General features: G+C 40.6%; 11 protein-coding genes, 8 rRNA genes and 2 pseudogenes (2 of these 21 running past the window's edge). 9 read left to right on the top strand and 12 right to left on the bottom strand.

The features are described from left to right. Nucleotides 1–158 (top strand): annotated as a pseudogene (locus tag MHB74_RS01715) (sulfotransferase family 2 domain-containing protein) (it extends 619 nt beyond the left edge of the window). Between the two features lie 87 nt (nucleotides 159–245). Here the strand turns inward: MHB74_RS01715 and MHB74_RS01710 are convergent. The 5 genes from MHB74_RS01710 to MHB74_RS01690 all read right to left on the bottom strand — a co-directional run bounded on the left by MHB74_RS01710 (nucleotide 246) and on the right by MHB74_RS01690 (nucleotide 8,519). Next, nucleotides 246–1,178: a DMT family transporter gene (locus MHB74_RS01710; protein ID WP_098375603.1), complete on the bottom strand. Its 933-nt coding sequence runs from the start codon at nucleotides 1,176–1,178 to the stop codon at nucleotides 246–248. Nucleotides 1,179–1,531: 353 nt separating this feature from the next. Next, a 5S ribosomal RNA gene (gene rrf / locus MHB74_RS01705) occupies nucleotides 1,532–1,647 on the bottom strand. Between the two features lie 48 nt (nucleotides 1,648–1,695). Continuing rightward, nucleotides 1,696–4,617 (bottom strand): 23S ribosomal RNA (locus tag MHB74_RS01700). Between the two features lie 146 nt (nucleotides 4,618–4,763). Further along, nucleotides 4,764–6,315 (bottom strand): 16S ribosomal RNA (locus MHB74_RS01695). The 16S, 23S and 5S rRNA genes sit together here, the layout of an rRNA operon. A 1,244-nt stretch (nucleotides 6,316–7,559) precedes the next feature. Beyond that, entirely contained in the window at nucleotides 7,560–8,519 is a 960-nt protein-coding gene (locus MHB74_RS01690; protein ID WP_061676296.1) for a proline dehydrogenase family protein, read from the bottom strand. Nucleotides 8,520–8,636: 117 nt separating this feature from the next. Between MHB74_RS01690 and pdxR the strand changes: the two genes are divergently transcribed. Beyond that, nucleotides 8,637–10,049 (top strand): MocR-like pyridoxine biosynthesis transcription factor PdxR, encoded by a 1,413-nt coding sequence (gene pdxR, locus MHB74_RS01685; RefSeq protein ID WP_061676297.1) that lies wholly within the window; start codon nucleotides 8,637–8,639, stop codon nucleotides 10,047–10,049. A gap of 178 nt (nucleotides 10,050–10,227) precedes the next feature. Here pdxR and rrf (MHB74_RS01680) read toward each other — a convergent pair. From rrf (MHB74_RS01680) to MHB74_RS01670, 3 genes are all read right to left on the bottom strand, one after another. After that, nucleotides 10,228–10,343, bottom strand: a 5S ribosomal RNA gene (gene rrf, locus MHB74_RS01680). A gap of 48 nt (nucleotides 10,344–10,391) precedes the next feature. Next, a 23S ribosomal RNA gene (locus tag MHB74_RS01675) occupies nucleotides 10,392–13,313 on the bottom strand. A 146-nt stretch (nucleotides 13,314–13,459) separates the two neighbouring features. Continuing rightward, nucleotides 13,460–15,011: ribosomal RNA gene (locus MHB74_RS01670) — 16S ribosomal RNA — on the bottom strand. 521 nt (nucleotides 15,012–15,532) lie between these two features. Here MHB74_RS01670 and MHB74_RS01665 point away from each other — a divergent pair. Further along, nucleotides 15,533–17,464: a glycosyltransferase gene (locus MHB74_RS01665; protein WP_061680452.1), complete on the top strand. Its 1,932-nt coding sequence runs from the start codon at nucleotides 15,533–15,535 to the stop codon at nucleotides 17,462–17,464. 67 nt (nucleotides 17,465–17,531) lie between these two features. After that, on the top strand, nucleotides 17,532–18,320 hold the full coding sequence (locus MHB74_RS01660; protein WP_061680453.1) for a class I SAM-dependent methyltransferase: 789 nt from the start codon (nucleotides 17,532–17,534) through the stop codon (nucleotides 18,318–18,320). A gap of 40 nt (nucleotides 18,321–18,360) precedes the next feature. Here the strand turns inward: MHB74_RS01660 and MHB74_RS01655 are convergent, their stop codons facing one another. Beyond that, the gene (locus MHB74_RS01655) at nucleotides 18,361–19,305 is read right to left on the bottom strand and encodes an NAD-dependent epimerase/dehydratase family protein (RefSeq protein ID WP_061680454.1); all 945 of its coding nucleotides are present in this window, start codon (nucleotides 19,303–19,305) and stop codon (nucleotides 18,361–18,363) included. Between the two features lie 445 nt (nucleotides 19,306–19,750). Between MHB74_RS01655 and MHB74_RS01650 the strand changes: the two genes are divergently transcribed. The 3 genes from MHB74_RS01650 (at nucleotide 19,751) to MHB74_RS01640 (ending at nucleotide 21,767) form a co-directional block, all read left to right on the top strand. Then, nucleotides 19,751–20,491: a sulfotransferase family 2 domain-containing protein gene (locus tag MHB74_RS01650; RefSeq protein WP_061680455.1), complete on the top strand. Its 741-nt coding sequence runs from the start codon at nucleotides 19,751–19,753 to the stop codon at nucleotides 20,489–20,491. Between the two features lie 204 nt (nucleotides 20,492–20,695). Continuing rightward, nucleotides 20,696–21,412 (top strand): class I SAM-dependent methyltransferase, encoded by a 717-nt coding sequence (locus tag MHB74_RS01645; RefSeq protein WP_061680456.1) that lies wholly within the window; start codon nucleotides 20,696–20,698, stop codon nucleotides 21,410–21,412. 34 nt (nucleotides 21,413–21,446) lie between these two features. Continuing rightward, on the top strand, nucleotides 21,447–21,767 hold the full coding sequence (locus MHB74_RS01640) for a hypothetical protein (RefSeq protein WP_061680457.1): 321 nt from the start codon (nucleotides 21,447–21,449) through the stop codon (nucleotides 21,765–21,767). 122 nt (nucleotides 21,768–21,889) lie between these two features. Here the strand turns inward: MHB74_RS01640 and MHB74_RS01635 are convergent, their stop codons facing one another. After that, nucleotides 21,890–23,014 (bottom strand): RNA-guided endonuclease TnpB family protein, encoded by a 1,125-nt coding sequence (locus MHB74_RS01635; protein ID WP_061680458.1) that lies wholly within the window; start codon nucleotides 23,012–23,014, stop codon nucleotides 21,890–21,892. Between the two features lie 249 nt (nucleotides 23,015–23,263). Between MHB74_RS01635 and MHB74_RS01630 the strand changes: the two are divergent. Beyond that, nucleotides 23,264–23,362: pseudogene (locus MHB74_RS01630) on the top strand (methyltransferase); the annotation flags it as partial. Nucleotides 23,363–23,578: 216 nt separating this feature from the next. Beyond that, on the top strand, nucleotides 23,579–24,655 hold the full coding sequence (locus tag MHB74_RS01625; protein ID WP_061680459.1) for a glycosyltransferase WbsX family protein: 1,077 nt from the start codon (nucleotides 23,579–23,581) through the stop codon (nucleotides 24,653–24,655). 14 nt (nucleotides 24,656–24,669) lie between these two features. Here the strand turns inward: MHB74_RS01625 and rrf (MHB74_RS01620) are convergent. Continuing rightward, nucleotides 24,670–24,785: ribosomal RNA gene (gene rrf, locus MHB74_RS01620) — 5S ribosomal RNA — on the bottom strand. Between the two features lie 48 nt (nucleotides 24,786–24,833). Beyond that, nucleotides 24,834–25,000 (bottom strand): 23S ribosomal RNA (locus tag MHB74_RS01615) (it continues 2,755 nt past the right edge of the window).

Below are 25,000 nucleotides of genomic sequence, written 5' to 3'. Positions count from 1 at the left end.
ATAGGGGGAATTTTAGCGAAGCAAGTATTACTGATCCTTTATTTCCTCGCTACCCTACTTTCGAAAGTTTTTATGATACGGAATGTATACAACTCGTTCAAACAATATTTCAAAATGATTTCGATACGTATAGATATAGTAAAGAATATCCATACTGATTTCAATCTATCACCTTTGCCAAATATAAAAAGATACCTTATATATTAGGTATCTTTTTAACATTTAAACTACATAAAGTATACTACTTAGCAGTCCTTACTATTTAAACTATTCTTCTTTAATAAATTACCTATTTTTTGCTTATCTGCCCATCCTACTCCTATTAAAACTAAGCTTCCCCCTATCATTATCTTCCACGTTAAAGATTCATCTAATAGAACAATTGAAGTAACAATACTTATTAATGGTAATGCATTTAAATATAACCCACTTACCGATGCCGAAACCCTCTCTAGCGCTTTGTTCCAAAACCAATACGCCAAAATCGTTGCACCTATAACAAGATACATTACGCTAAACACTGTCTTCCATGTTTCAATCTTTGGAAAACCATAATAAAAGATTTCCCCCATTGCAAAAGGCAATAAAATAACGGCTCCAATAATTAAAGTTAACGTTGTAAAAACATTATTAGATAAATATCGCTCTTGCTTCGGGCGTTTTAACAATATCGTATAGAAAGCAAATAAAAAAGTACTCAATAAAATAAGTATATCCCCTATTAAAGAGACCTCTTGATTAGTATTGTCAGAAGGAACAGTAATCAAGAGCACACCTATAGCTCCTAGCATAATTCCAATCCAATAATTCAACTTAATTTTCTCCTTTAAAAAGAATGCCGAAAAAAGAATTGTAACTAATGGCAATGCAGCATCAATGATACTAACATGCAATCCACTTGTTAAAGAAATACCGTAGGATGTGAACATAAAATACCCAGCTACACCAGTAAAAGATAGTAAACTCATTCTTTTCCATGGGACCTGTTTATGTACAACTGATCTTTTTAATTGTTTAAATGAGAATAGTAAACAGATTCCACCCGCGAAGAAAAGGCGAATAAACAACAAAGTAAATGGCTGAATAGATTCCAATGCCCACTTTGTTGGCGCAATAGCTGTCCCCCATAATATAACAGCCACTAATAACATGCATATTTCTTTCATAATCCCCCACACCCATCAAAAAATATATGTTAGCTATCTTAATTATAGATTTTTTCTTATGTGAAATCTTTTAAAAATGAAAAAACGTTATGTGAAAAACAGCTGAATAGCTTTTTTCACATAACGCCTTCATATAAAGAGTAAAATTTTTTAGTCATTCTACAACTCAGTTAACATAAAAAGGTAATTCTTACCTTACACTGCTATTTAAACGTATTACTTTATCATCTTTCACAACACTGTCGCTCAAATTTTAATTTAGACAGTCTCTATTTAATCTTTAAGATTACTAAATTTACGAATTATGGCAGGTCATACATAAAAATAAACACAAAAAAACCTAAGTCGAATCGACTTAGGTTTTTGCTTGGCGACGTCCTACTCTCACAGGGACAAGGTCCCAACTACCATCGGCGCTAGAGAGCTTAACTTCCGTGTTCGGTATGGGAACGGGTGTGACCTCTCTGCCATCATCACCAAACTATGAAGGCATATTCCTTCAAAACTAGATAACATTGCTACATATTATATGGTTAAGTCCTCGATCTATTAGTATTCGTCAGCTCCACATGTCACCATGCTTCCACCTCGAACCTATCAACCTGATCATCTTTCAGGGATCTTACTAGCTTACGCTATGGGAAATCTCATCTTGAGGGGGGCTTCATGCTTAGATGCTTTCAGCACTTATCCCTTCCGCACATAGCTACCCAGCTATGCCCTTGGCAGAACAACTGGTACACCAGCGGTGCGTCCATCCCGGTCCTCTCGTACTAAGGACAGCTCCTCTCAAATTTCCTACGCCCACGACGGATAGGGACCGAACTGTCTCACGACGTTCTGAACCCAGCTCGCGTACCGCTTTAATGGGCGAACAGCCCAACCCTTGGGACCGACTACAGCCCCAGGATGCGATGAGCCGACATCGAGGTGCCAAACCTCCCCGTCGATGTGGACTCTTGGGGGAGATAAGCCTGTTATCCCCGGGGTAGCTTTTATCCGTTGAGCGATGGCCCTTCCATGCGGAACCACCGGATCACTAAGCCCGACTTTCGTCCCTGCTCGACTTGTAGGTCTCGCAGTCAAGCTCCCTTATGCCTTTGCACTCTACGAATGATTTCCAACCATTCTGAGGGAACCTTTGGGCGCCTCCGTTACACTTTAGGAGGCGACCGCCCCAGTCAAACTGCCCACCTGACACTGTCTCCCGGGTCGATAAGACCCGTAGGTTAGAATTTCAATACATTCAGGGCGGTATCCCACCAGCGCCTCCACCGAAGCTAGCGCTCCGGTTTCAATGGCTCCCGCCTATCCTGTACAAAATGTACCAAAATTCAATATCAGGCTACAGTAAAGCTCCACGGGGTCTTTCCGTCCTGTCGCGGGTAACCTGCATCTTCACAGGTACTATAATTTCACCGAGTCTCTGGTTGAGACAGTGCCCAAATCGTTACACCTTTCGTGCGGGTCGGAACTTACCCGACAAGGAATTTCGCTACCTTAGGACCGTTATAGTTACGGCCGCCGTTTACTGGGGCTTCAGTTCAGAGCTTCGCTTACGCTAACCCCTCTCCTTAACCTTCCAGCACCGGGCAGGTGTCACCCCCTATACTTCGCCTTACGGCTTCGCAGAGAGCTGTGTTTTTGCTAAACAGTCGCTTGGGCCTATTCACTGCGGCTTTCCGTTAAGAAAGCACCCCTTCTCCCGAAGTTACGGGGTCATTTTGCCGAGTTCCTTAACCAGAGTTCTCTCGCACACCTTAGGATTCTCTCCTCGCCTACCTGTGTCGGTTTGCGGTACAGGCACCTTTTATCTCGCTAGAAGCTTTTCTTGGCAGCGGGGAATCAAAGACTTCGCTCCATAAGGAGCTTCCCCATCACAGCTCAGCCTTCACGATAAGCGGATTTGCCTACTTATCAGCCTAACTGCTTGGACGTGCACAACCAATCGCACGCTTCTTCTATCCTTCTGCGTCCCTCCATTGCTCAAACGATAAAGAGGTGGTACAGGAATATCAACCTGTTGTCCATCGCCTACGCCTGTCGGCCTCGGCTTAGGTCCTGACTAACCCTGAGCGGACGAGCCTTCCTCAGGAAACCTTAGGCATTCGGTGGACGGGATTCTCACCCGTCTTTCGCTACTCATACCGGCATTCTCACTTCTAAGCGCTCCACCAGTCCTTCCGGTCTGACTTCACTGCACTTAGAACGCTCCCCTACCACTGATACCATTGGTATCAATTCGCAGCTTCGGTGGTGTATTTAGCCCCGGTACATTTTCGGCGCAGAGTCACTCGACTAGTGAGCTATTACGCACTCTTTAAATGGTGGCTGCTTCTAAGCCAACATCCTAGTTGTCTAAGCAACTCCACATCCTTTTCCACTTAATACACACTTTGGGACCTTAGCTGGCGATCTGGGCTGTTTCCCTCTTGACTACGGATCTTATCACTCGCAGTCTGACTCCTAAGGATAAGTCATTGGCATTCGGAGTTTGACTGAATTCGGTAATCCGATGAGGACCCCTAGTTCAATCAGTGCTCTACCTCCAAGACTCTTACACTTAAGGCTAGCCCTAAAGCTATTTCGGGGAGAACCAGCTATCTCCAGGTTCGATTGGAATTTCTCCGCTACCCACACCTCATCCCCGCACTTTTCAACGTGCGTGGGTTCGGGCCTCCATTCAGTGTTACCTGAACTTCACCCTGGACATGGGTAGATCACCTGGTTTCGGGTCTACGACCACGTACTAAACGCCCTATTCAGACTCGCTTTCGCTGCGGCTCCGCCTCTTCAGCTTAACCTCGCACGGGATCGTAACTCGCCGGTTCATTCTACAAAAGGCACGCCATCACCCATTAACGGGCTCTGACTATTTGTAGGCACACGGTTTCAGGATCTCTTTCACTCCCCTTCCGGGGTGCTTTTCACCTTTCCCTCACGGTACTGGTTCACTATCGATCACTAGGGAGTATTTAGCCTTGGGAGATGGTCCTCCCAGATTCCGACGGAATTTCACGTGTTCCGCCGTACTCAGGATACATTCAAGAGAGAACGAAGTTTCGACTACGGGGTTGTTACCCTCTACGACGGACCTTTCCAGGTCGCTTCGTCTACCTCGTTCCTTTGTAACTCCGTATAGAATGTCCTACAACCCCAAGAGGCAAGCCTCTTGGTTTGGGCTATGTTCCGTTTCGCTCGCCGCTACTCAGGAAATCGCATTTGCTTTCTCTTCCTCCAGGTACTTAGATGTTTCAGTTCCCTGGGTCTGTCTTCCTTACCCTATGTATTCAGGTAAGGATACCATACCATTACGTATGGTGGGTTTCCCCATTCGGAAATCTTCGGATCAAAGCTTACTTACAGCTCCCCGAAGCATATCGGCGTTAGTCCCGTCCTTCATCGACTCCTAGTGTCAAGGCATCCACCGTGCGCCCTTTCTAACTTAACCAAACTAAAATTAAAAAAATATGAGCTACACTGTTATCTAGTTTTCAAAGAACATACATTTATATATGAGAGATAGTTCTCTCAAAACTGAACAAAACGAAACACGGAAACTTATATTGATGAACAGCGTTCATCAATTCTCCATAGAAAGGAGGTGATCCAGCCGCACCTTCCGATACGGCTACCTTGTTACGACTTCACCCCAATCATCTGTCCCACCTTAGGCGGCTGGCTCCAAAAAGGTTACCCCACCGACTTCGGGTGTTACAAACTCTCGTGGTGTGACGGGCGGTGTGTACAAGGCCCGGGAACGTATTCACCGCGGCATGCTGATCCGCGATTACTAGCGATTCCAGCTTCATGTAGGCGAGTTGCAGCCTACAATCCGAACTGAGAACGGTTTTATGAGATTAGCTCCACCTCGCGGTCTTGCAGCTCTTTGTACCGTCCATTGTAGCACGTGTGTAGCCCAGGTCATAAGGGGCATGATGATTTGACGTCATCCCCACCTTCCTCCGGTTTGTCACCGGCAGTCACCTTAGAGTGCCCAACTTAATGATGGCAACTAAGATCAAGGGTTGCGCTCGTTGCGGGACTTAACCCAACATCTCACGACACGAGCTGACGACAACCATGCACCACCTGTCACTCTGCTCCCGAAGGAGAAGCCCTATCTCTAGGGTTTTCAGAGGATGTCAAGACCTGGTAAGGTTCTTCGCGTTGCTTCGAATTAAACCACATGCTCCACCGCTTGTGCGGGCCCCCGTCAATTCCTTTGAGTTTCAGCCTTGCGGCCGTACTCCCCAGGCGGAGTGCTTAATGCGTTAACTTCAGCACTAAAGGGCGGAAACCCTCTAACACTTAGCACTCATCGTTTACGGCGTGGACTACCAGGGTATCTAATCCTGTTTGCTCCCCACGCTTTCGCGCCTCAGTGTCAGTTACAGACCAGAAAGTCGCCTTCGCCACTGGTGTTCCTCCATATCTCTACGCATTTCACCGCTACACATGGAATTCCACTTTCCTCTTCTGCACTCAAGTCTCCCAGTTTCCAATGACCCTCCACGGTTGAGCCGTGGGCTTTCACATCAGACTTAAGAAACCACCTGCGCGCGCTTTACGCCCAATAATTCCGGATAACGCTTGCCACCTACGTATTACCGCGGCTGCTGGCACGTAGTTAGCCGTGGCTTTCTGGTTAGGTACCGTCAAGGTGCCAGCTTATTCAACTAGCACTTGTTCTTCCCTAACAACAGAGTTTTACGACCCGAAAGCCTTCATCACTCACGCGGCGTTGCTCCGTCAGACTTTCGTCCATTGCGGAAGATTCCCTACTGCTGCCTCCCGTAGGAGTCTGGGCCGTGTCTCAGTCCCAGTGTGGCCGATCACCCTCTCAGGTCGGCTACGCATCGTTGCCTTGGTGAGCCGTTACCTCACCAACTAGCTAATGCGACGCGGGTCCATCCATAAGTGACAGCCGAAGCCGCCTTTCAATTTCGAACCATGCAGTTCAAAATGTTATCCGGTATTAGCCCCGGTTTCCCGGAGTTATCCCAGTCTTATGGGCAGGTTACCCACGTGTTACTCACCCGTCCGCCGCTAACTTCTTGAGAGCAAGCTCTCAATCCATTCGCTCGACTTGCATGTATTAGGCACGCCGCCAGCGTTCATCCTGAGCCAGGATCAAACTCTCCAATAAAGTTAGTTTGTCTAGCATCTAAAAATAAAAATTGACGTTTCACGTTGTTTGTTTCGTTCAGTTTTCAAAGAACTACTTGGTCGCTCATTTGCGACTTCCTTATGTTAACATCTCCGTTAGTTAATGTCAACTAAGTTTTTCATTTCGTTTATCGCGTTCTGCGTTATTGCATCGGCGACTTGTTCTATATTACACCTCTAATGTTCAATCGTCAATACCTTTTTATAAATATATTCAAGTTAATATTTTTACACTCTCTACTCTAGAGAAGAACCTATAAAAATTGTATTATCAGCAAAGCCTCTTCTTCTTTACTTTACTTTCATTTCTTCCAAAATACATTCAAGTTTACTTATACACTAGACTTAATTTGCACGTAAGTTTCCCCCCCATCGAAACTAACAATCTTATTTTAATACATACCAATATGTAGTTTAAAAATTATCACACTCCCTAATACCTCTGTACTTATCAGGTACTCTATTAGAAACGATTAAAGATACGCATCCTTATAACAAACAACGATACATAAATCTTTATAGACTACTCTAGTTATGGAGTTCCCCTTATATGAAGTAACGCTTACTTACTTACCTATTTACTCGTAAACATTTACTAACTATCCCTGTATCACTGAAATAGCAGACTTATATCTCTTTCATCTTTAGCAGCATCCACTTCCATACGGCCTAATCGTAATAACTTTTATAGCCCCTTAATAAACATTTAAGATATACAAATAAACTATACTCGATTAAAAATACGTACCTCAATTGATCGAATATACTTAACACACCTGAAAGGAACGTTTGTTCTTGTTACACTTTATTACTTTTTATCACATTTAAGAATGTTTATCCTATACCTATTATTTACGTTTTACCGTTAGAAGAACGAATCAAGTTACTAACAAAGCATGTAATTTTATTGTTTCTATTATGTATCCCCCGTTTTGAAATACATATTGAATTATAAATTCATTTATTTCTAGCTATAATTCTAAGAATACATAACAATAAGAAACCAATACATATAAAACACCCTAAAAACGAGGTATACGGCTGCACAATTATAAATCATAATCTTTTCAACACCCATAGAAGTCCTGTATGTATTTAACGCAAATATAAACTAAAAAAGTTTCAATAGAAAAAGAGCCGGAATTTCCTTAGAGTAGAAATTCCGGCTCTTTTTCTATTGGGCCATAACCAAAATAATTTTTACATTTAAGATTAAATGTCTATTTAATATTCCCTACTCTGCTGTGCTGAATATGGATGTATCATATCTGTCACTGCATGATATAGATTTTCTGGATGTTCAGCTATCCGATGACATAAATACAAGTACCACTCTTTCCCATAAGTCAAATATACTCTAGCGTTATGTCCTTTGTTTTTCAAATCACTTAACATATCCGGACGAATTCCATATAGCGTTTCTATTTCTACATTAGATTGACTAAAATATTGACGTTGCTCCATCTCTTTAATAAGAATTTCATCGTGTGTAGCTATAGATACAGGCTGATTATTTTCAATTAATTGTTCTACAATCTGAAGATACTGTTGATTTAAGTCAGTTGACCTAGGCATAGCAATATCTGAAGCTTCTTGATAGGCACCTTTTACAACTCTTATTTTCCCTGGATAATGTAGGAGTTCTTGAATATAATTGTTCGAACGATATAAATGTGCCTGAATCGTTATCCCTACATTAGGATATTGCTCAGTTGTTTTTTTATAGATAGAAAGTATGTCCGCTACTTTAGATGATTCTTCCATACTTATCATAAGGGTAGTTCCATATACTTTTGCCTTCTCTGCCAACTCCATTAAATGAATATATGATATTTCTGGATCTATAGATAATCCAATATGCGATAAATCGAGTGATACTGTTTGTTTTATTGGCAGAGCACCCACGTCTCCAATCAGATTCAAAAACTCATTTTTCGCTTTATAACATTCCTTTATATCTAGAGTATTTTCCCCTATGTATTCTAGTGAAGTATGATACCCTTTTGTAATTAGTTCTTTTGCCGTCATAATCCCCTCATGTCTCGTTTCTCCGGTGACAAAGCGTTTCGCGGCCTGCAATAATAACGCATAGAGTTCGGTAGATTGTTGTACATAGGATTTTATATGTTCATTTCGTGCAATCGATTTAAGTGCCTGAGCTACTTGGAGTTCTGGTTTAGTCATCACATTTTCATCTCCTTTAGAACTATTTGTTCCAACTATAGCATGCTAAAATGGTTCGTATCAGTACCATTTTAGCTATACTTTTATGGTACCAATTTTGATGAAGGGAGCATTTATATGCTTTGGATGCCTATTGATCGATCGCTAGATATAAGTTTAATTCGCCAGGTTTATCACCAAATACGTGAACGAATATTAAACGGAGAGCTACAATCCGGAGAAAAACTACCATCAACACGGGAATTATCTTCTGAGTTGAGCGTGTCTAGGAATGTAATTTTAGAAGCTTATGATCAATTACTTTCCGAAGGTTTTTTGGTCACTCGACAGGGAGCCGGGACATTCATTGCCGAAGGGACTTATTTAAACCAAGATAAAGAATCAACTCTAATTGATTCTTTATCTTGGTGCGAAGAAACAAACAAAGACAGCAACATCATTAATTTCCGTTCAGGGATACCAGCATTAGACTTATTTCCACGTAAAGTATGGGCAAAGTTATCTCACACCACATGGAATGAAGCACCCCCTTCTACATTTGGATACGATATTCCCGAAGGACGTCCCGAATTAAGAAAGGCTTTATCACGCTATTTGCTAAAAACAAGAGGAGTTTTTTGTCATCCAGAACAATTGGTGATTACTTCCGGTGCAACTCAAGCTTTAACACTTGTTTCTAAATTACTTTTGTCAACGGGCGACGAAGTACTAATAGAAGACCCCATCACCAATGACATTCAAATAATTTTTAAAAATTCAGGGGCCTTCCTTCATCCTATACCAGCGGATGATAATGGGATGGATACATCTTTGTTGCCTACAAATAAAAACCCAAAATTCATCTTCACTACTCCTTCTCACCAGTTTCCTTTGGGAGGAGCTTTACCGATTCAACGACGGGTTCAATTGATTAACTACGCAAGGAAAACAAATTGTTATCTCATTGAAGATGATTATGACAGTGAGTTTCGATATGAAGGTTCACCTGTAAGTTCATTACAGGGATTGGATCCCGAGCGTGTTATATATGTAGGTTCATTTAGTAAAATTTTATCACCGGCCCTTAGGATGGGATACTTAGTTCTTCCCTCACAGCTTATTGAAAAATGCCGCAGTGTAAAATGGTTTTCAGATTTACATACATCTTCTTTAAATCAGCTTGTCCTTGCTAAATTTATTGCCGAAAATCATTTGGAGCGGCATATTATGAAGATGAAAAAAATTTATAAAAATCGGAGAGACTTCCTTATCGAGCAATTAAAATTAGCATTCTTAAATGAAATCAATATTTTCGGTTATTCTACAGGATTACACCTGATTGTTGAATTCAATCAAGTTCAATTCACAAAAGAATTACTTGAGAAAATCCAACAACTCGGAGTAAAAGTATATCCCGTGGAAGACCATGCCATTGAAAAAGGAAAACATCATAATCGAATTATTATGGGGTATGGACATTTAACAACTGAAGAAATAAAAGAAGGTGTGAGCAGGCTACAGAGGGCAATACCTTGTAGATATTCTTGTTAACGAATGACAGTTTAATAAACTTGTCCATATTTTTCTGAAGGTATGCTATTTAGATGTGAAATCATAATAAAATAAAGCTATTTCTTGCTAGATAAACGTACTCATAGAGCCGATATTAATTACAAAATTATTTCATTAAACACAAAAAAGACGAGTCATACTGACTCGTCTTACAGTTGCTTGGCGACGTCCTACTCTCACAGGGACAAGGTCCCAACTACCATCGGCGCTAGAGAGCTTAACTTCCGTGTTCGGTATGGGAACGGGTGTGACCTCTCTGCCATCATCACCAAACTATGAAGGCATATTCCTTCAAAACTAGATAACATTGCTACATATTATATGGTTAAGTCCTCGATCTATTAGTATTCGTCAGCTCCACATGTCACCATGCTTCCACCTCGAACCTATCAACCTGATCATCTTTCAGGGATCTTACTAGCTTACGCTATGGGAAATCTCATCTTGAGGGGGGCTTCATGCTTAGATGCTTTCAGCACTTATCCCTTCCGCACATAGCTACCCAGCTATGCCCTTGGCAGAACAACTGGTACACCAGCGGTGCGTCCATCCCGGTCCTCTCGTACTAAGGACAGCTCCTCTCAAATTTCCTACGCCCACGACGGATAGGGACCGAACTGTCTCACGACGTTCTGAACCCAGCTCGCGTACCGCTTTAATGGGCGAACAGCCCAACCCTTGGGACCGACTACAGCCCCAGGATGCGATGAGCCGACATCGAGGTGCCAAACCTCCCCGTCGATGTGGACTCTTGGGGGAGATAAGCCTGTTATCCCCGGGGTAGCTTTTATCCGTTGAGCGATGGCCCTTCCATGCGGAACCACCGGATCACTAAGCCCGACTTTCGTCCCTGCTCGACTTGTAGGTCTCGCAGTCAAGCTCCCTTATGCCTTTGCACTCTACGAATGATTTCCAACCATTCTGAGGGAACCTTTGGGCGCCTCCGTTACACTTTAGGAGGCGACCGCCCCAGTCAAACTGCCCACCTGACACTGTCTCCCGGGTCGATAAGACCCGTAGGTTAGAATTTCAATACATTCAGGGCGGTATCCCACCAGCGCCTCCACCGAAGCTAGCGCTCCGGTTTCAATGGCTCCCGCCTATCCTGTACAAAATGTACCAAAATTCAATATCAGGCTACAGTAAAGCTCCACGGGGTCTTTCCGTCCTGTCGCGGGTAACCTGCATCTTCACAGGTACTATAATTTCACCGAGTCTCTGGTTGAGACAGTGCCCAAATCGTTACACCTTTCGTGCGGGTCGGAACTTACCCGACAAGGAATTTCGCTACCTTAGGACCGTTATAGTTACGGCCGCCGTTTACTGGGGCTTCAGTTCAGAGCTTCGCTTACGCTAACCCCTCTCCTTAACCTTCCAGCACCGGGCAGGTGTCACCCCCTATACTTCGCCTTACGGCTTCGCAGAGAGCTGTGTTTTTGCTAAACAGTCGCTTGGGCCTATTCACTGCGGCTTTCCGTTAAGAAAGCACCCCTTCTCCCGAAGTTACGGGGTCATTTTGCCGAGTTCCTTAACCAGAGTTCTCTCGCACACCTTAGGATTCTCTCCTCGCCTACCTGTGTCGGTTTGCGGTACAGGCACCTTTTATCTCGCTAGAAGCTTTTCTTGGCAGCGGGGAATCAAAGACTTCGCTCCATAAGGAGCTTCCCCATCACAGCTCAGCCTTCACGATAAGCGGATTTGCCTACTTATCAGCCTAACTGCTTGGACGTGCACAACCAATCGCACGCTTCTTCTATCCTTCTGCGTCCCTCCATTGCTCAAACGATAAAGAGGTGGTACAGGAATATCAACCTGTTGTCCATCGCCTACGCCTGTCGGCCTCGGCTTAGGTCCTGACTAACCCTGAGCGGACGAGCCTTCCTCAGGAAACCTTAGGCATTCGGTGGACGGGATTCTCACCCGTCTTTCGCTACTCATACCGGCATTCTCACTTCTAAGCGCTCCACCAGTCCTTCCGGTCTGACTTCACTGCACTTAGAACGCTCCCCTACCACTGATACCATTGGTATCAATTCGCAGCTTCGGTGGTGTATTTAGCCCCGGTACATTTTCGGCGCAGAGTCACTCGACTAGTGAGCTATTACGCACTCTTTAAATGGTGGCTGCTTCTAAGCCAACATCCTAGTTGTCTAAGCAACTCCACATCCTTTTCCACTTAATACACACTTTGGGACCTTAGCTGGCGATCTGGGCTGTTTCCCTCTTGACTACGGATCTTATCACTCGCAGTCTGACTCCTAAGGATAAGTCATTGGCATTCGGAGTTTGACTGAATTCGGTAATCCGATGAGGACCCCTAGTTCAATCAGTGCTCTACCTCCAAGACTCTTACACTTAAGGCTAGCCCTAAAGCTATTTCGGGGAGAACCAGCTATCTCCAGGTTCGATTGGAATTTCTCCGCTACCCACACCTCATCCCCGCACTTTTCAACGTGCGTGGGTTCGGGCCTCCATTCAGTGTTACCTGAACTTCACCCTGGACATGGGTAGATCACCTGGTTTCGGGTCTACGACCACGTACTAAACGCCCTATTCAGACTCGCTTTCGCTGCGGCTCCGCCTCTTCAGCTTAACCTCGCACGGGATCGTAACTCGCCGGTTCATTCTACAAAAGGCACGCCATCACCCATTAACGGGCTCTGACTATTTGTAGGCACACGGTTTCAGGATCTCTTTCACTCCCCTTCCGGGGTGCTTTTCACCTTTCCCTCACGGTACTGGTTCACTATCGATCACTAGGGAGTATTTAGCCTTGGGAGATGGTCCTCCCAGATTCCGACGGAATTTCACGTGTTCCGCCGTACTCAGGATACATTCAAGAGAGAACGAAGTTTCGACTACGGGGTTGTTACCCTCTACGACGGACCTTTCCAGGTCGCTTCGTCTACCTCGTTCCTTTGTAACTCCGTATAGAATGTCCTACAACCCCAAGAGGCAAGCCTCTTGGTTTGGGCTATGTTCCGTTTCGCTCGCCGCTACTCAGGAAATCGCATTTGCTTTCTCTTCCTCCAGGTACTTAGATGTTTCAGTTCCCTGGGTCTGTCTTCCTTACCCTATGTATTCAGGTAAGGATACCATACCATTACGTATGGTGGGTTTCCCCATTCGGAAATCTTCGGATCAAAGCTTACTTACAGCTCCCCGAAGCATATCGGCGTTAGTCCCGTCCTTCATCGACTCCTAGTGTCAAGGCATCCACCGTGCGCCCTTTCTAACTTAACCAAACTAAAATTAAAAAAATATGAGCTACACTGTTATCTAGTTTTCAAAGAACATACATTTATATATGAGAGATAGTTCTCTCAAAACTGAACAAAACGAAACACGGAAACTTATATTGATGAACAGCGTTCATCAATTCTCCATAGAAAGGAGGTGATCCAGCCGCACCTTCCGATACGGCTACCTTGTTACGACTTCACCCCAATCATCTGTCCCACCTTAGGCGGCTGGCTCCAAAAAGGTTACCCCACCGACTTCGGGTGTTACAAACTCTCGTGGTGTGACGGGCGGTGTGTACAAGGCCCGGGAACGTATTCACCGCGGCATGCTGATCCGCGATTACTAGCGATTCCAGCTTCATGTAGGCGAGTTGCAGCCTACAATCCGAACTGAGAACGGTTTTATGAGATTAGCTCCACCTCGCGGTCTTGCAGCTCTTTGTACCGTCCATTGTAGCACGTGTGTAGCCCAGGTCATAAGGGGCATGATGATTTGACGTCATCCCCACCTTCCTCCGGTTTGTCACCGGCAGTCACCTTAGAGTGCCCAACTTAATGATGGCAACTAAGATCAAGGGTTGCGCTCGTTGCGGGACTTAACCCAACATCTCACGACACGAGCTGACGACAACCATGCACCACCTGTCACTCTGCTCCCGAAGGAGAAGCCCTATCTCTAGGGTTTTCAGAGGATGTCAAGACCTGGTAAGGTTCTTCGCGTTGCTTCGAATTAAACCACATGCTCCACCGCTTGTGCGGGCCCCCGTCAATTCCTTTGAGTTTCAGCCTTGCGGCCGTACTCCCCAGGCGGAGTGCTTAATGCGTTAACTTCAGCACTAAAGGGCGGAAACCCTCTAACACTTAGCACTCATCGTTTACGGCGTGGACTACCAGGGTATCTAATCCTGTTTGCTCCCCACGCTTTCGCGCCTCAGTGTCAGTTACAGACCAGAAAGTCGCCTTCGCCACTGGTGTTCCTCCATATCTCTACGCATTTCACCGCTACACATGGAATTCCACTTTCCTCTTCTGCACTCAAGTCTCCCAGTTTCCAATGACCCTCCACGGTTGAGCCGTGGGCTTTCACATCAGACTTAAGAAACCACCTGCGCGCGCTTTACGCCCAATAATTCCGGATAACGCTTGCCACCTACGTATTACCGCGGCTGCTGGCACGTAGTTAGCCGTGGCTTTCTGGTTAGGTACCGTCAAGGTGCCAGCTTATTCAACTAGCACTTGTTCTTCCCTAACAACAGAGTTTTACGACCCGAAAGCCTTCATCACTCACGCGGCGTTGCTCCGTCAGACTTTCGTCCATTGCGGAAGATTCCCTACTGCTGCCTCCCGTAGGAGTCTGGGCCGTGTCTCAGTCCCAGTGTGGCCGATCACCCTCTCAGGTCGGCTACGCATCGTTGCCTTGGTGAGCCGTTACCTCACCAACTAGCTAATGCGACGCGGGTCCATCCATAAGTGACAGCCGAAGCCGCCTTTCAATTTCGAACCATGCAGTTCAAAATGTTATCCGGTATTAGCCCCGGTTTCCCGGAGTTATCCCAGTCTTATGGGCAGGTTACCCACGTGTTACTCACCCGTCCGCCGCTAACTTCTTGAGAGCAAGCTCTCAATCCATTCGCTCGACTTGCATGTATTAGGCACGCCGCCAGCGTTCATCCTGAGCCAGGATCAAACTCTCCAATAAAGTTAGTTTGTCTAGCATCTAAAAATAAAAATTGACGTTTCACGTTGTTTGTTTCGTTCAGTTTTCAAAGAACTACTTGGTCGCTCATTTGCGACTTCCTTATGTTAACATCTTCGTTAGTTAATGTCAACTAAGTTTTTCATTTTGTTTGCCGCGTTCTGCGTTATTACATCGGCGACTTGTTCTATATTACACCTCTATACTCTAATCGTCAATACCTTTTATCCTTTTTATTTTATAAATTATAAAGGGGCTTAAACCTTCTTCATTTATAACCTCATACCTAGAGATTTATAAACTGGTGCAGCCACTTTCATAATCAACAATTTATACTCTCTTACTTACCTCTTACACCTTTCTAAAGAATGAATATCAAACCAAACAAATATATATTAAAAGTAGCATTTTTATTTCGAGTACATTCCAGCTACATTCACCATTATCTCCTGCCACTTTTCTCTACAAATTATTAATACACCACACATTTACTAAAATCTAATTAACTTAGGAGGCGTTATGAAATGCATGTTACTAAGAAGATCATTTATGTATCCCATGATGCCCATTTTCACGGAGCACAGCTGCTTTCTTTACATACCATTAAAGCTCTTAAAGAAAACTTTCATTACTCCGTCGCAATTATTTCAATTGGAACAGGCATTTTAATCCGTGATTTTCAAAAGTATGGTCCTGTTTATTGCCTAGAGGAAGACTACCCAACGGAAGGAAATGTCGAATTATTAATAAAGAAGCTAGTATCACAAGGCTATACCATCGCAATATGTAGTACCGTAATAAGCGGTGATATAGTTGCATTACTAGCTAAACACAATATAAAAGTTATTTCATTAATACATGAATTACCGCATTTAATACAACAGTACTCTGCCGAAGGAAAAGCGAGAAATATTGCCGAGTTTGCTTACAAAATAGTCTTCCCTTCACAATACGTATATGAAAAATTCCGTACAATCACCCAATTAGATCATCAGAAGTGCCATATTCTCCCTCAAGGTTTATTTAACCATAATCCTTATAAGAACAATATTGCAAAAGCTAGAAACGAATTACGAAAAAAACACAACCTGCCTCTAGATAGCAAAATCATTTTAGGAGTAGGTTTCGCTGATCATCGAAAAGGGATAGATTTATTCTCACTTATTGCTTACTCAGTAAGAAAGGTTCATAGGAATATTCATTTCATCTGGGTTGGGAGAACAGATGTTCACTTTTTAAACACGCTATCCCCAAGATATACAGCACATTTCACATTAGTGGACCCTACTCCAGATATCGGTTTATATAACGCCGGGGCTGATTTATATTTATTAACTTCAAGAGAAGATCCTTTTCCCAACGTTGTTTTAGAAGCATTAGATACGAAAGTCCCTGTTATAGGGTTTAAAAACGCTGGAGGTTTTGAAGATGTTGTTACGGAACAAACTGGTGCACTAGTAGACTATTTAAACTTACCGATGATGCTAGAAAGAATATATGAATTTATTGGAGATGAGGATTTACGCTTACAAAAAGGTCGCTCTGGCCAAGAACTTATTGAAAAAGATTTCAACTTTCTTCATTACATTTATCAATTATTAAACCTGCTTGAACATAATTATAAAAAAATAAGTGTAATCGTACCGAATTATAATTACGAAAAATACTTACCTGACCGAGTTAAATCAATATTAAACCAAACCTATCCCCTTTACGAACTAATTTTCCTAGACGATGCCTCTACTGACAATAGCGTATCTATATTTGAACAGCTGCTCTCAAACGAAAATAAGCCCCACCTAAAAGTTCGGCAGATTATTAATGATACAAACTCTGGTTCTGTATTTAAACAATGGATAAAAGGCGTCTCTGCAGCAACCGGTGATTATATTTGGATTGCAGAGGCCGATGACTTATGTGATCAGACATTTTTAGAAGAAGTAATACAAGGGTTTCATATAAATGGGGATGTCACCTTAAGCTACACACAATCAAAACAAATAGATGAACAAGGAAATATCCTGGCCAATCATTATTTAGATTACACAAATGATATTGATAAAGAAAAATGGAAAAGTTCTTATTTCCGAAAAGGGACTGATGAAATACAAGATACTTTACTTATCAAAAACACGATACCTAATGTATCAAGTGTAGTTTTTAAAAACATAGATATAAAAACAACAGAAAAACAATTAGAAAAGTTTAAAGTAGCTGGTGATTGGTTTTTCTATGTTTCTATTCTTAAAGAGGGGAACATTTATTTCAATCCAAAACCGCTAAACTATCATAGACGACATACAAATAGCGTAACAAGAACAGAAGATTCATATTCCCATTACAGTGAAGTTGTACAAATGCAGAATTTCATTAAAGAAACCTTTACTATCGACGACATTTCAAAAAAGAAAATGTACACATATAGAAAGTACCTTAAAGCATATTTGAAAATTTAATGATCTATTTTCTTCGCCAGCAGCATCTCTTATAAGACATTACTATCATTTAAGGGGGGGTTACTCATTGAAAGAATTTATAGAGGCAAATAAAGATTTAATTTCTCAAATTGCACACAACTACAATGTAAATGCAAGTATCCATCCAGAGGATCATATCTTTCAATTCCTTGTCACGAATCCAGTCTTCCCATCTAAAAAAGATGCGATAGATTATTATTTTCAAGATGGGAGAAAATCCGCAGGTACACTCTTAGATTTAATTACTTCCTTTTATCCTCCTATAGATACTCCTATAGATACTCCAATAAAATTATTAGAATTCGCATCCGGATACGGCTGCGTAACACGTCATTTATTAAACCTACAAATGAACTTAAGTATAACTACCTGCGATATACATGAAGAGGCTATTACTTTTATTGAACGTACATTACATACTTCTTCTATCTTATCTCACCCTGAACCTGAACAAGTAAATTTGTCCTCGTCTACGTATGATATCGTTTTTTGTCTATCGTTTTTTTCTCATATGCCTGATACAACTTGGTTTCGTTGGCTTCAAACATTGTATAGTGCTGTTTCTCCTGGAGGCTTACTCATTTTCACAACTCATGGTTATCAAAGTAAAAAGTACTTCAGCTTTCCAGATTTAAATAAACAGGGTTATTGGTTTCTCCCTTCTAGTGAACAACTGGATTTAGATATTCATCAATACGGGCAAACGATCGTTAGCCCCTCTTACGTATGTGACAAAATTAAATTATTACCTTATAACCCTATTATCAAAAAATACACTGAAGGTTTTTGGTGGGAACATCAAGACCTTTGGGTAATAAAAAAAGAAATAAAATAATAAACCACGCTCTACTTATACAGAAGTAGGGCATGGTTTATTATTTTTTACTATATAAGAACTCTTCAATCCATAGCTTATTTAATCTAATTCCACTTTTGAAATCTATTTTCGGTTCCCAATTACATTCTCGTCTTACCCTATCTATATTTAAAATGATTTTTTGAACATTTTCTTGTTTTTGTTTATAGCAGATAAAATCCACTTTTCTTTCCGTTATTTTCTCCAACTCTACTATAATTCGCTTTAAAGAGAGGCCTTTACCGCTGCCTATGTTATACACATAAGATTTCAAACGATTTAATTGCGATAATTGTATAGTAATTTCAACTAAATCATCGATATAAATATAATCTCGAATAATCTCTTGTGGATTCCCATATATATTAATCTTTTCATTACTGAGATGCTGATACAAAAAACAGTTTATTGCCCCAACTTTCTTTAAAGGATTTTGATATTTTCCATATGGATTAGAATATCTACATACAACATAGTCAATTCCATATTTTTTCTTATAAAAGTACAAGTAATTTTCAAGCGACACTTTTGTTATTCCGTAAGGAGAAAGTGGTTTTAATGGATGTTTCTCATCAATAGGTAAATATTCAGGTTCACCATACACCGTACCCCCAGAAGATGCTAATACAATTCTTTTAATAGGAAAGTTTTTAACGCTTTCCATGAAATTAAGAAAAAAAAAGCTACTGTTCATATCTCCAAAAACATCTTCAATTGAAGTTGCTACATTAGACGTTGCAGCTAAATAAATAATAATATCCACATCCACTAAAGCTTTATATATATCTTCAACATTTGCTAAATCACCTTTAATAAATTCAACATCACTTATAATATTTTGAGGAAAATTATTTATATGCCTGGAAAATACTTTTACATTTTGACCTTGTTTCAATAAACCTAATGCGAGGTTAATACCAATGAAACTATTTCCACCTACTATTAAATAATTATTCTCCCTCATAATATCCTCTCTAGTAATAAGATTTTTGCTTATCACACCTAGAAATACAAATAAAGTGAAACTTTAATCAGCCCTCACCAATCGGACTTTTATGGGCAGTTGATCCCCAAACTAAATTCTTTGCTTTCGCTGAATTTTGAGGTGGAGGTCTTATTGCCCATTAAAGCGGGATAAATGAACTTGGTCACTTCTATTATTCATTCTCTTATAATTGTATGCCCCTTATAAATTTTCATTATCTTTATTTTATATTTTCCTTTTAGAATTACTACCTTATTTAAGCTAACCGCAAAAAAACACTCATAATATTTACTCATTCCTATGAATATATTGGATTAGTAAAAGCTTCCCCTCTCCATAAATAAAATTTTCAAAAAGGAGCACTACATTTATGAAGAATGTAAATCAAGAGCTTTTAAATCAGGTGATCCTACATAAAGATTGAATCCCACATTTCCATAAAGACTTTCCCCTTATACTATTCTGGAGCCATAGAAGCGGATGCACTACTTTAGCTAATTGGTTCTTTTTTCAAATTGGATTGTTTAATGAAGCAAAGAAATACCATGACTTTATTCATTACTATGAATTCTGGGTGTATAAAAACAACACCAACTACATACCAGATTTACAAAATGGGCTTCTAACAGCAAAAAAAGATGTTTGTAAACTTGTGCGGAATCCCTATACAAGGGCTGTCAGCTCATTTTTATTACTTGCTGACAATCCATATGCTAGCCCTCAATGGGAAAGCATCCGCCATTATTTGTATAATGATAAATATAGTAACCGAGGAATATCATTTAAACAATTTCTATATTACGTTCGAGCATTCGGTTCCAATTCCCTAGCAATGGATATACATTTTAGCCAGCAATACGTTCCAGGTGAAGAAAAATTCATCCAATACTATATTCCTTTAGAAGATTTTAATACTCAAATCACCAAACTAGAACATACGTACGATTTAGTTAAATCCAATTTAGCGCTACTTACAAATTCAGATCATCATCGCGCTCATAAAATGCTTTATACAGGAAGCTATGCAGAGCTCAGCATTACGGATGCCGCCTTCCCTCGCTTTCCGACATATGAAAGTTTTTATGATGAAGAGACCATGGCATTAGTTACAGAAATATATGCACAAGACTTTGAAATGTATCCGTACACAAAAGGGATATTTTAAATCGATAAATTCTTCAATGAATAAAAGCGAATGTATCGCATAGCATAAAGTGAAACTTTAATTAGCGTGGGGTTCTCCCCCGCTAATTATTCCCTTCTATCAATCTTGCCTTTATAGATTCCTTAATTTTTACCCATCCTCTTTGCTTTCGCTAATTGTTGATGGGTGTGTCATATGCATTTTTTTACACAGGAGTGATATCATGTGGAAGGTAAACTGAAACACAATCATGGATACTGCGTTATTTGTGAGAAGGAAACTACGTTTATAGAGCAGAATGATTGGCTTCGAGATCATTACTTATGTTCTACATGCCACTCTATACCAAGGCAGCGAGCTTTAATCCATGTTTTAAATACATTTTTTCCAAAATGGGGTTCCTATCATATACACGAATCCTCTCCTGGAGGGATTACGACTCAGCTACTTATAAAAAACTGTAAAAACTATACATACTCTCAATACTTTAAAAATCACCCTCTTGGCCAATACTTTCAAGGAATTAGATGTGAAAACTTAGAAGATATGACTTTCCAAAATGAATCTTTTGATTTGTTCATTACTCAAGATGTCTTTGAACATGTAATGGAGCCGAACAAAGCCTTTAAAGAAATAGAGCGTGTATTAAAGCCTGGTGGTACTCATATGTTTACTGTCCCTTGGTATCATACACTCACAAAGACTTTGCAAAGAGCAAGAATTAATAAAGAAGGAATTGAGTATATGGAAGAGCCAATTTATCATGGTAATCCTATTGATGCGAACGGGTCTTTAGTAACATTTGATTGGGGTCAAGATATGATTGAATATATTTATACACATGCAAATATGTATACCATTGTGTATTTACAAAAGGATAGATCACTGGGGTTAGATGCTGAATTTTTGCATGTTTTTATTAGTAAAAAAACATGTAAGTAGCTGTTAATCACTACATCATTCGGAGGTTTAACAAATGAATAACTTTAAGTTAGGAAGTGATTTTGATAACCTTGTTAGCCCACTATCTGATATTGAACTTCTAAATCTATTTATACAAAGTTGCTCCCAAACAAAGATAAATGGCATCCCAGTACCTATGTTCCCTTCCGAAGAAATTCAAACGGGATGGCATAAAACTTTACCTCAAGCTTTTCCAGATATAAATCGTGCCATCTCGGATTATGAAAGCGGAAATTTTGTCCACAGCCCTACAGGGGCAGGAGATGTTAGAAATAGTAGTTTTTATGGTGAAACTGTTATACCTAGAACTTATAGTGAACTACCCACCACTTAGTACCTCTTACAAGCTTACTTGAAGTAGGGGCTTCTCGGTTCATCGCTACTTTTGATAGCTAACGAATTTGTCCTAGGACAGCCGAGCTAACTCCCTTGTTCCAAAGGTTATTTTATTACTATTTATGCCAACACTAATAAGCGGATGGCTTCCTTTTTGATATTGATCGCTGCATTATAATCACGGCCAATTGTGAGTCCACACAAACACGTATACGTGCGTTCACATAATGGTATTTCTTTTTTATTTCCACAATTACTACACATCTTTGTAGAAGGAAACCATTTATCTATTTTTACAAGCTGTTTTCCTTGTTCTTGTAGCTTATATGCTAAAAATGTCGTGAACATCCTCCAACCGTTGTCCGCTACACTCTTACCAAATCTAAATGCTCGTGACATTCCTTTCATATGTAAGTCTTCGATTGCTACAACGTCAAAACTCGTAGCTAATTCTTTAGACTTATGATGAAGAAAATTTTTACGTTGATTGGCGACCTTTTCATGCAATTTCGCTACATGAATGCGTTGTTTCTTCCAGCGCTCTGAACCTTTCACACGTCTTGCTAATACTCGTTGTGCCTTCGCTAATTTCTCTAACATCTGACGATAAAAGCGAGGATAATTGGCTTTCTCATCTTCGCTACTCACGTATAATTCAGCCATTGCGAAGTCTAATCCAACTACACGTTCTACTTCTTTTGGAGTGATTTCTTTTTCATATTCGGTCAAAATAGACATGTAATACTTACCAGTTGATGTCATCGAAATTGTGCACGATTTGATGATATGTTTTGGCGGGATTTCTCTATGTTGCTTCAGTTTCACCATTTTCAACTTTGGTAATTTAATATAAACATGAAATAACATAATATTTCCGTTTACTCGATTCGTTGTATAGGATTTTCTACTCTTTTTACTTTTGAATGTAGGAAAATCACTTTGACCACTAAAAAAATTCTTATAAGCAGTTTGCAAGTTTAATTGCGCGTTGGCCAATGCCAATGAATCAACTTCTTTCAACCATTCATACTCTGTCTTATATTTTGCAGGAGTAGGGAATTTTTCTTTCTTTTGTTCTTTCTTTTGTTCTTCCTTGTTCTCTTTATATTTTTCATATACTTCTTTTCGTTCAACTAACATTTTGTTATACACAAAACGTACACAACCGAATGTTTTTCGTATGAGATGTGCTTGTTCTTCTGTTGGATACAGACGAAATTTATACGCCTTATTCTGCTTTAGCATACCCATTCACCTCATTTTCCGCTTCATTTTCCATAAGCTATGACGGTGATCACACAACCTGAACAATACAAGATTATTATCTACTTTCATTGTTATACCAAAATTCCTCTCTTATAAGACTGATTATATCCGAGGCGAAATAAATAGGAAAACCAAATGTTTGGCTACGCCAAACCGAAATTCATCTCCCACCTGCCGCTAGACTATCGTCTTTCACACACCTGAGGAAGGAGACTTCTTTCGAGATAATATGTTAAAAAACACTATGAGAAGCATTTAAAGCTACGGGACTTTTTTAATGATGCAAACAGATTACCCCAAGCTCTATTTGTTCTCCAAAAAGATTAACTCTTTTCGCTAATTGTATAATGAAGATCATTTTGTATATCAGCCCTATATATTAAACCATCAAAGATTTCCATATCAGGCAAACTGGACAAAAGAATTCATTATGCAGCATAAACAAAGTAAGTAAATAACATATCTCGCGTTTTAAACTGGATCCAAAAGATCAAAAGTAACTTCCCACCACTTGAACTACAAAGAACATAAGGGGGATATATCTTGAAAATAATTGCTTTTTACTTACCACAGTTTCATCAAATAAAAGAAAATGACCGATGGTGGGGAAAAGGTTTTACTGAATGGACAAATACTAAAAGTGCACGACCTTTATTTTCAGGACATTATCAACCTAGAGAACCTTATCAAGATTTTTATTATGACTTAACCACCCCATCCGTAAGAAAATGGCAAGCAGAAATCGCCAAGGCACATGGCATATATGGTTTTTGTTATTACCATTACTGGTTTAAAGGGAAGAGACTATTGGAGACACCCTTTAATGAGGTACTTAAGATGAAGGAACCAGATTTTCCATTTTGCCTTTCTTGGGCAAATGAACCGTGGACAAAAACTTGGGATGGTCTTGATAGTCACATATTAATGCCACAAAATTACGGAGAGTTATCGGATTGGAAAGAACACTTTGAGTATTTATTACAAGCTTTTCAAGATGAGAGGTATATCCGTATAGATGATAAACCACTATTCATTATTTATCGGCCTGGACATATCCCTGATTGTGAGCAAATGCTTCATTATTGGAATACACTCGCACAAGAACATGGTTTGAAAGGTATATACTTTGCAGAGACATTAAATAGCTTTCCACTTCCTAATATAAATGGGTTTGATGCTAGCATTCAATTTGAGCCTTTTTATACAATCGCTCATGATAGCTCTTCAGACATAAATAAGACAATATATGAGTCTGGTAAACAAATAAATGCTTGGGATTATGATAAAGTGTGGATGTATATATTAAAACGAGCTCTTCCAGAGAAAAAAACATTTCCCGGTGCCTTTGTTGACTGGGACAACACAGCACGCCGCAAAGACTTAAATAGCAGCATCTTCCTAGGTTCTACCCCTAGGAAGTTCACGATATATTTAAGCAAACAAATCCAGCGTACCTATTCCCTTTACAACAGCGAGTTTTTATTTATTAATGCGTGGAATGAATGGGCCGAAGGTACTTACTTAGAACCAGATAAAAAGTATGGATTCGCCTATTTAGAAGGAGTTAAACAGGCTATTAATAGAGGTATGAAAGCATACAAAAAAGACGAGTCATACTGACTCGTCTTACAGTTGCTTGGCGACGTCCTACTCTCACAGGGACAAGGTCCCAACTACCATCGGCGCTAGAGAGCTTAACTTCCGTGTTCGGTATGGGAACGGGTGTGACCTCTCTGCCATCATCACCAAACTATGAAGGCATATTCCTTCAAAACTAGATAACATTGCTACATATTATATGGTTAAGTCCTCGATCTATTAGTATTCGTCAGCTCCACATGTCACCATGCTTCCACCTCGAACCTATCAACCTGATCATCTTTCAGGGATCTTACTAGCTTACGCTATGGGAAATCTCATCTTGAGGGGGGCTTCATGCTTAGATGCTTTCAGCACTTATCCCTT

The organism is Bacillus sp. FSL K6-0069 (genome assembly GCF_038007785.1).
Taxonomy (GTDB): Bacteria; Bacillota; Bacilli; order Bacillales; family Bacillaceae_G; genus Bacillus_A; species Bacillus_A mobilis.
This window is presented reverse-complemented; position numbering and strand designations above follow the sequence as displayed.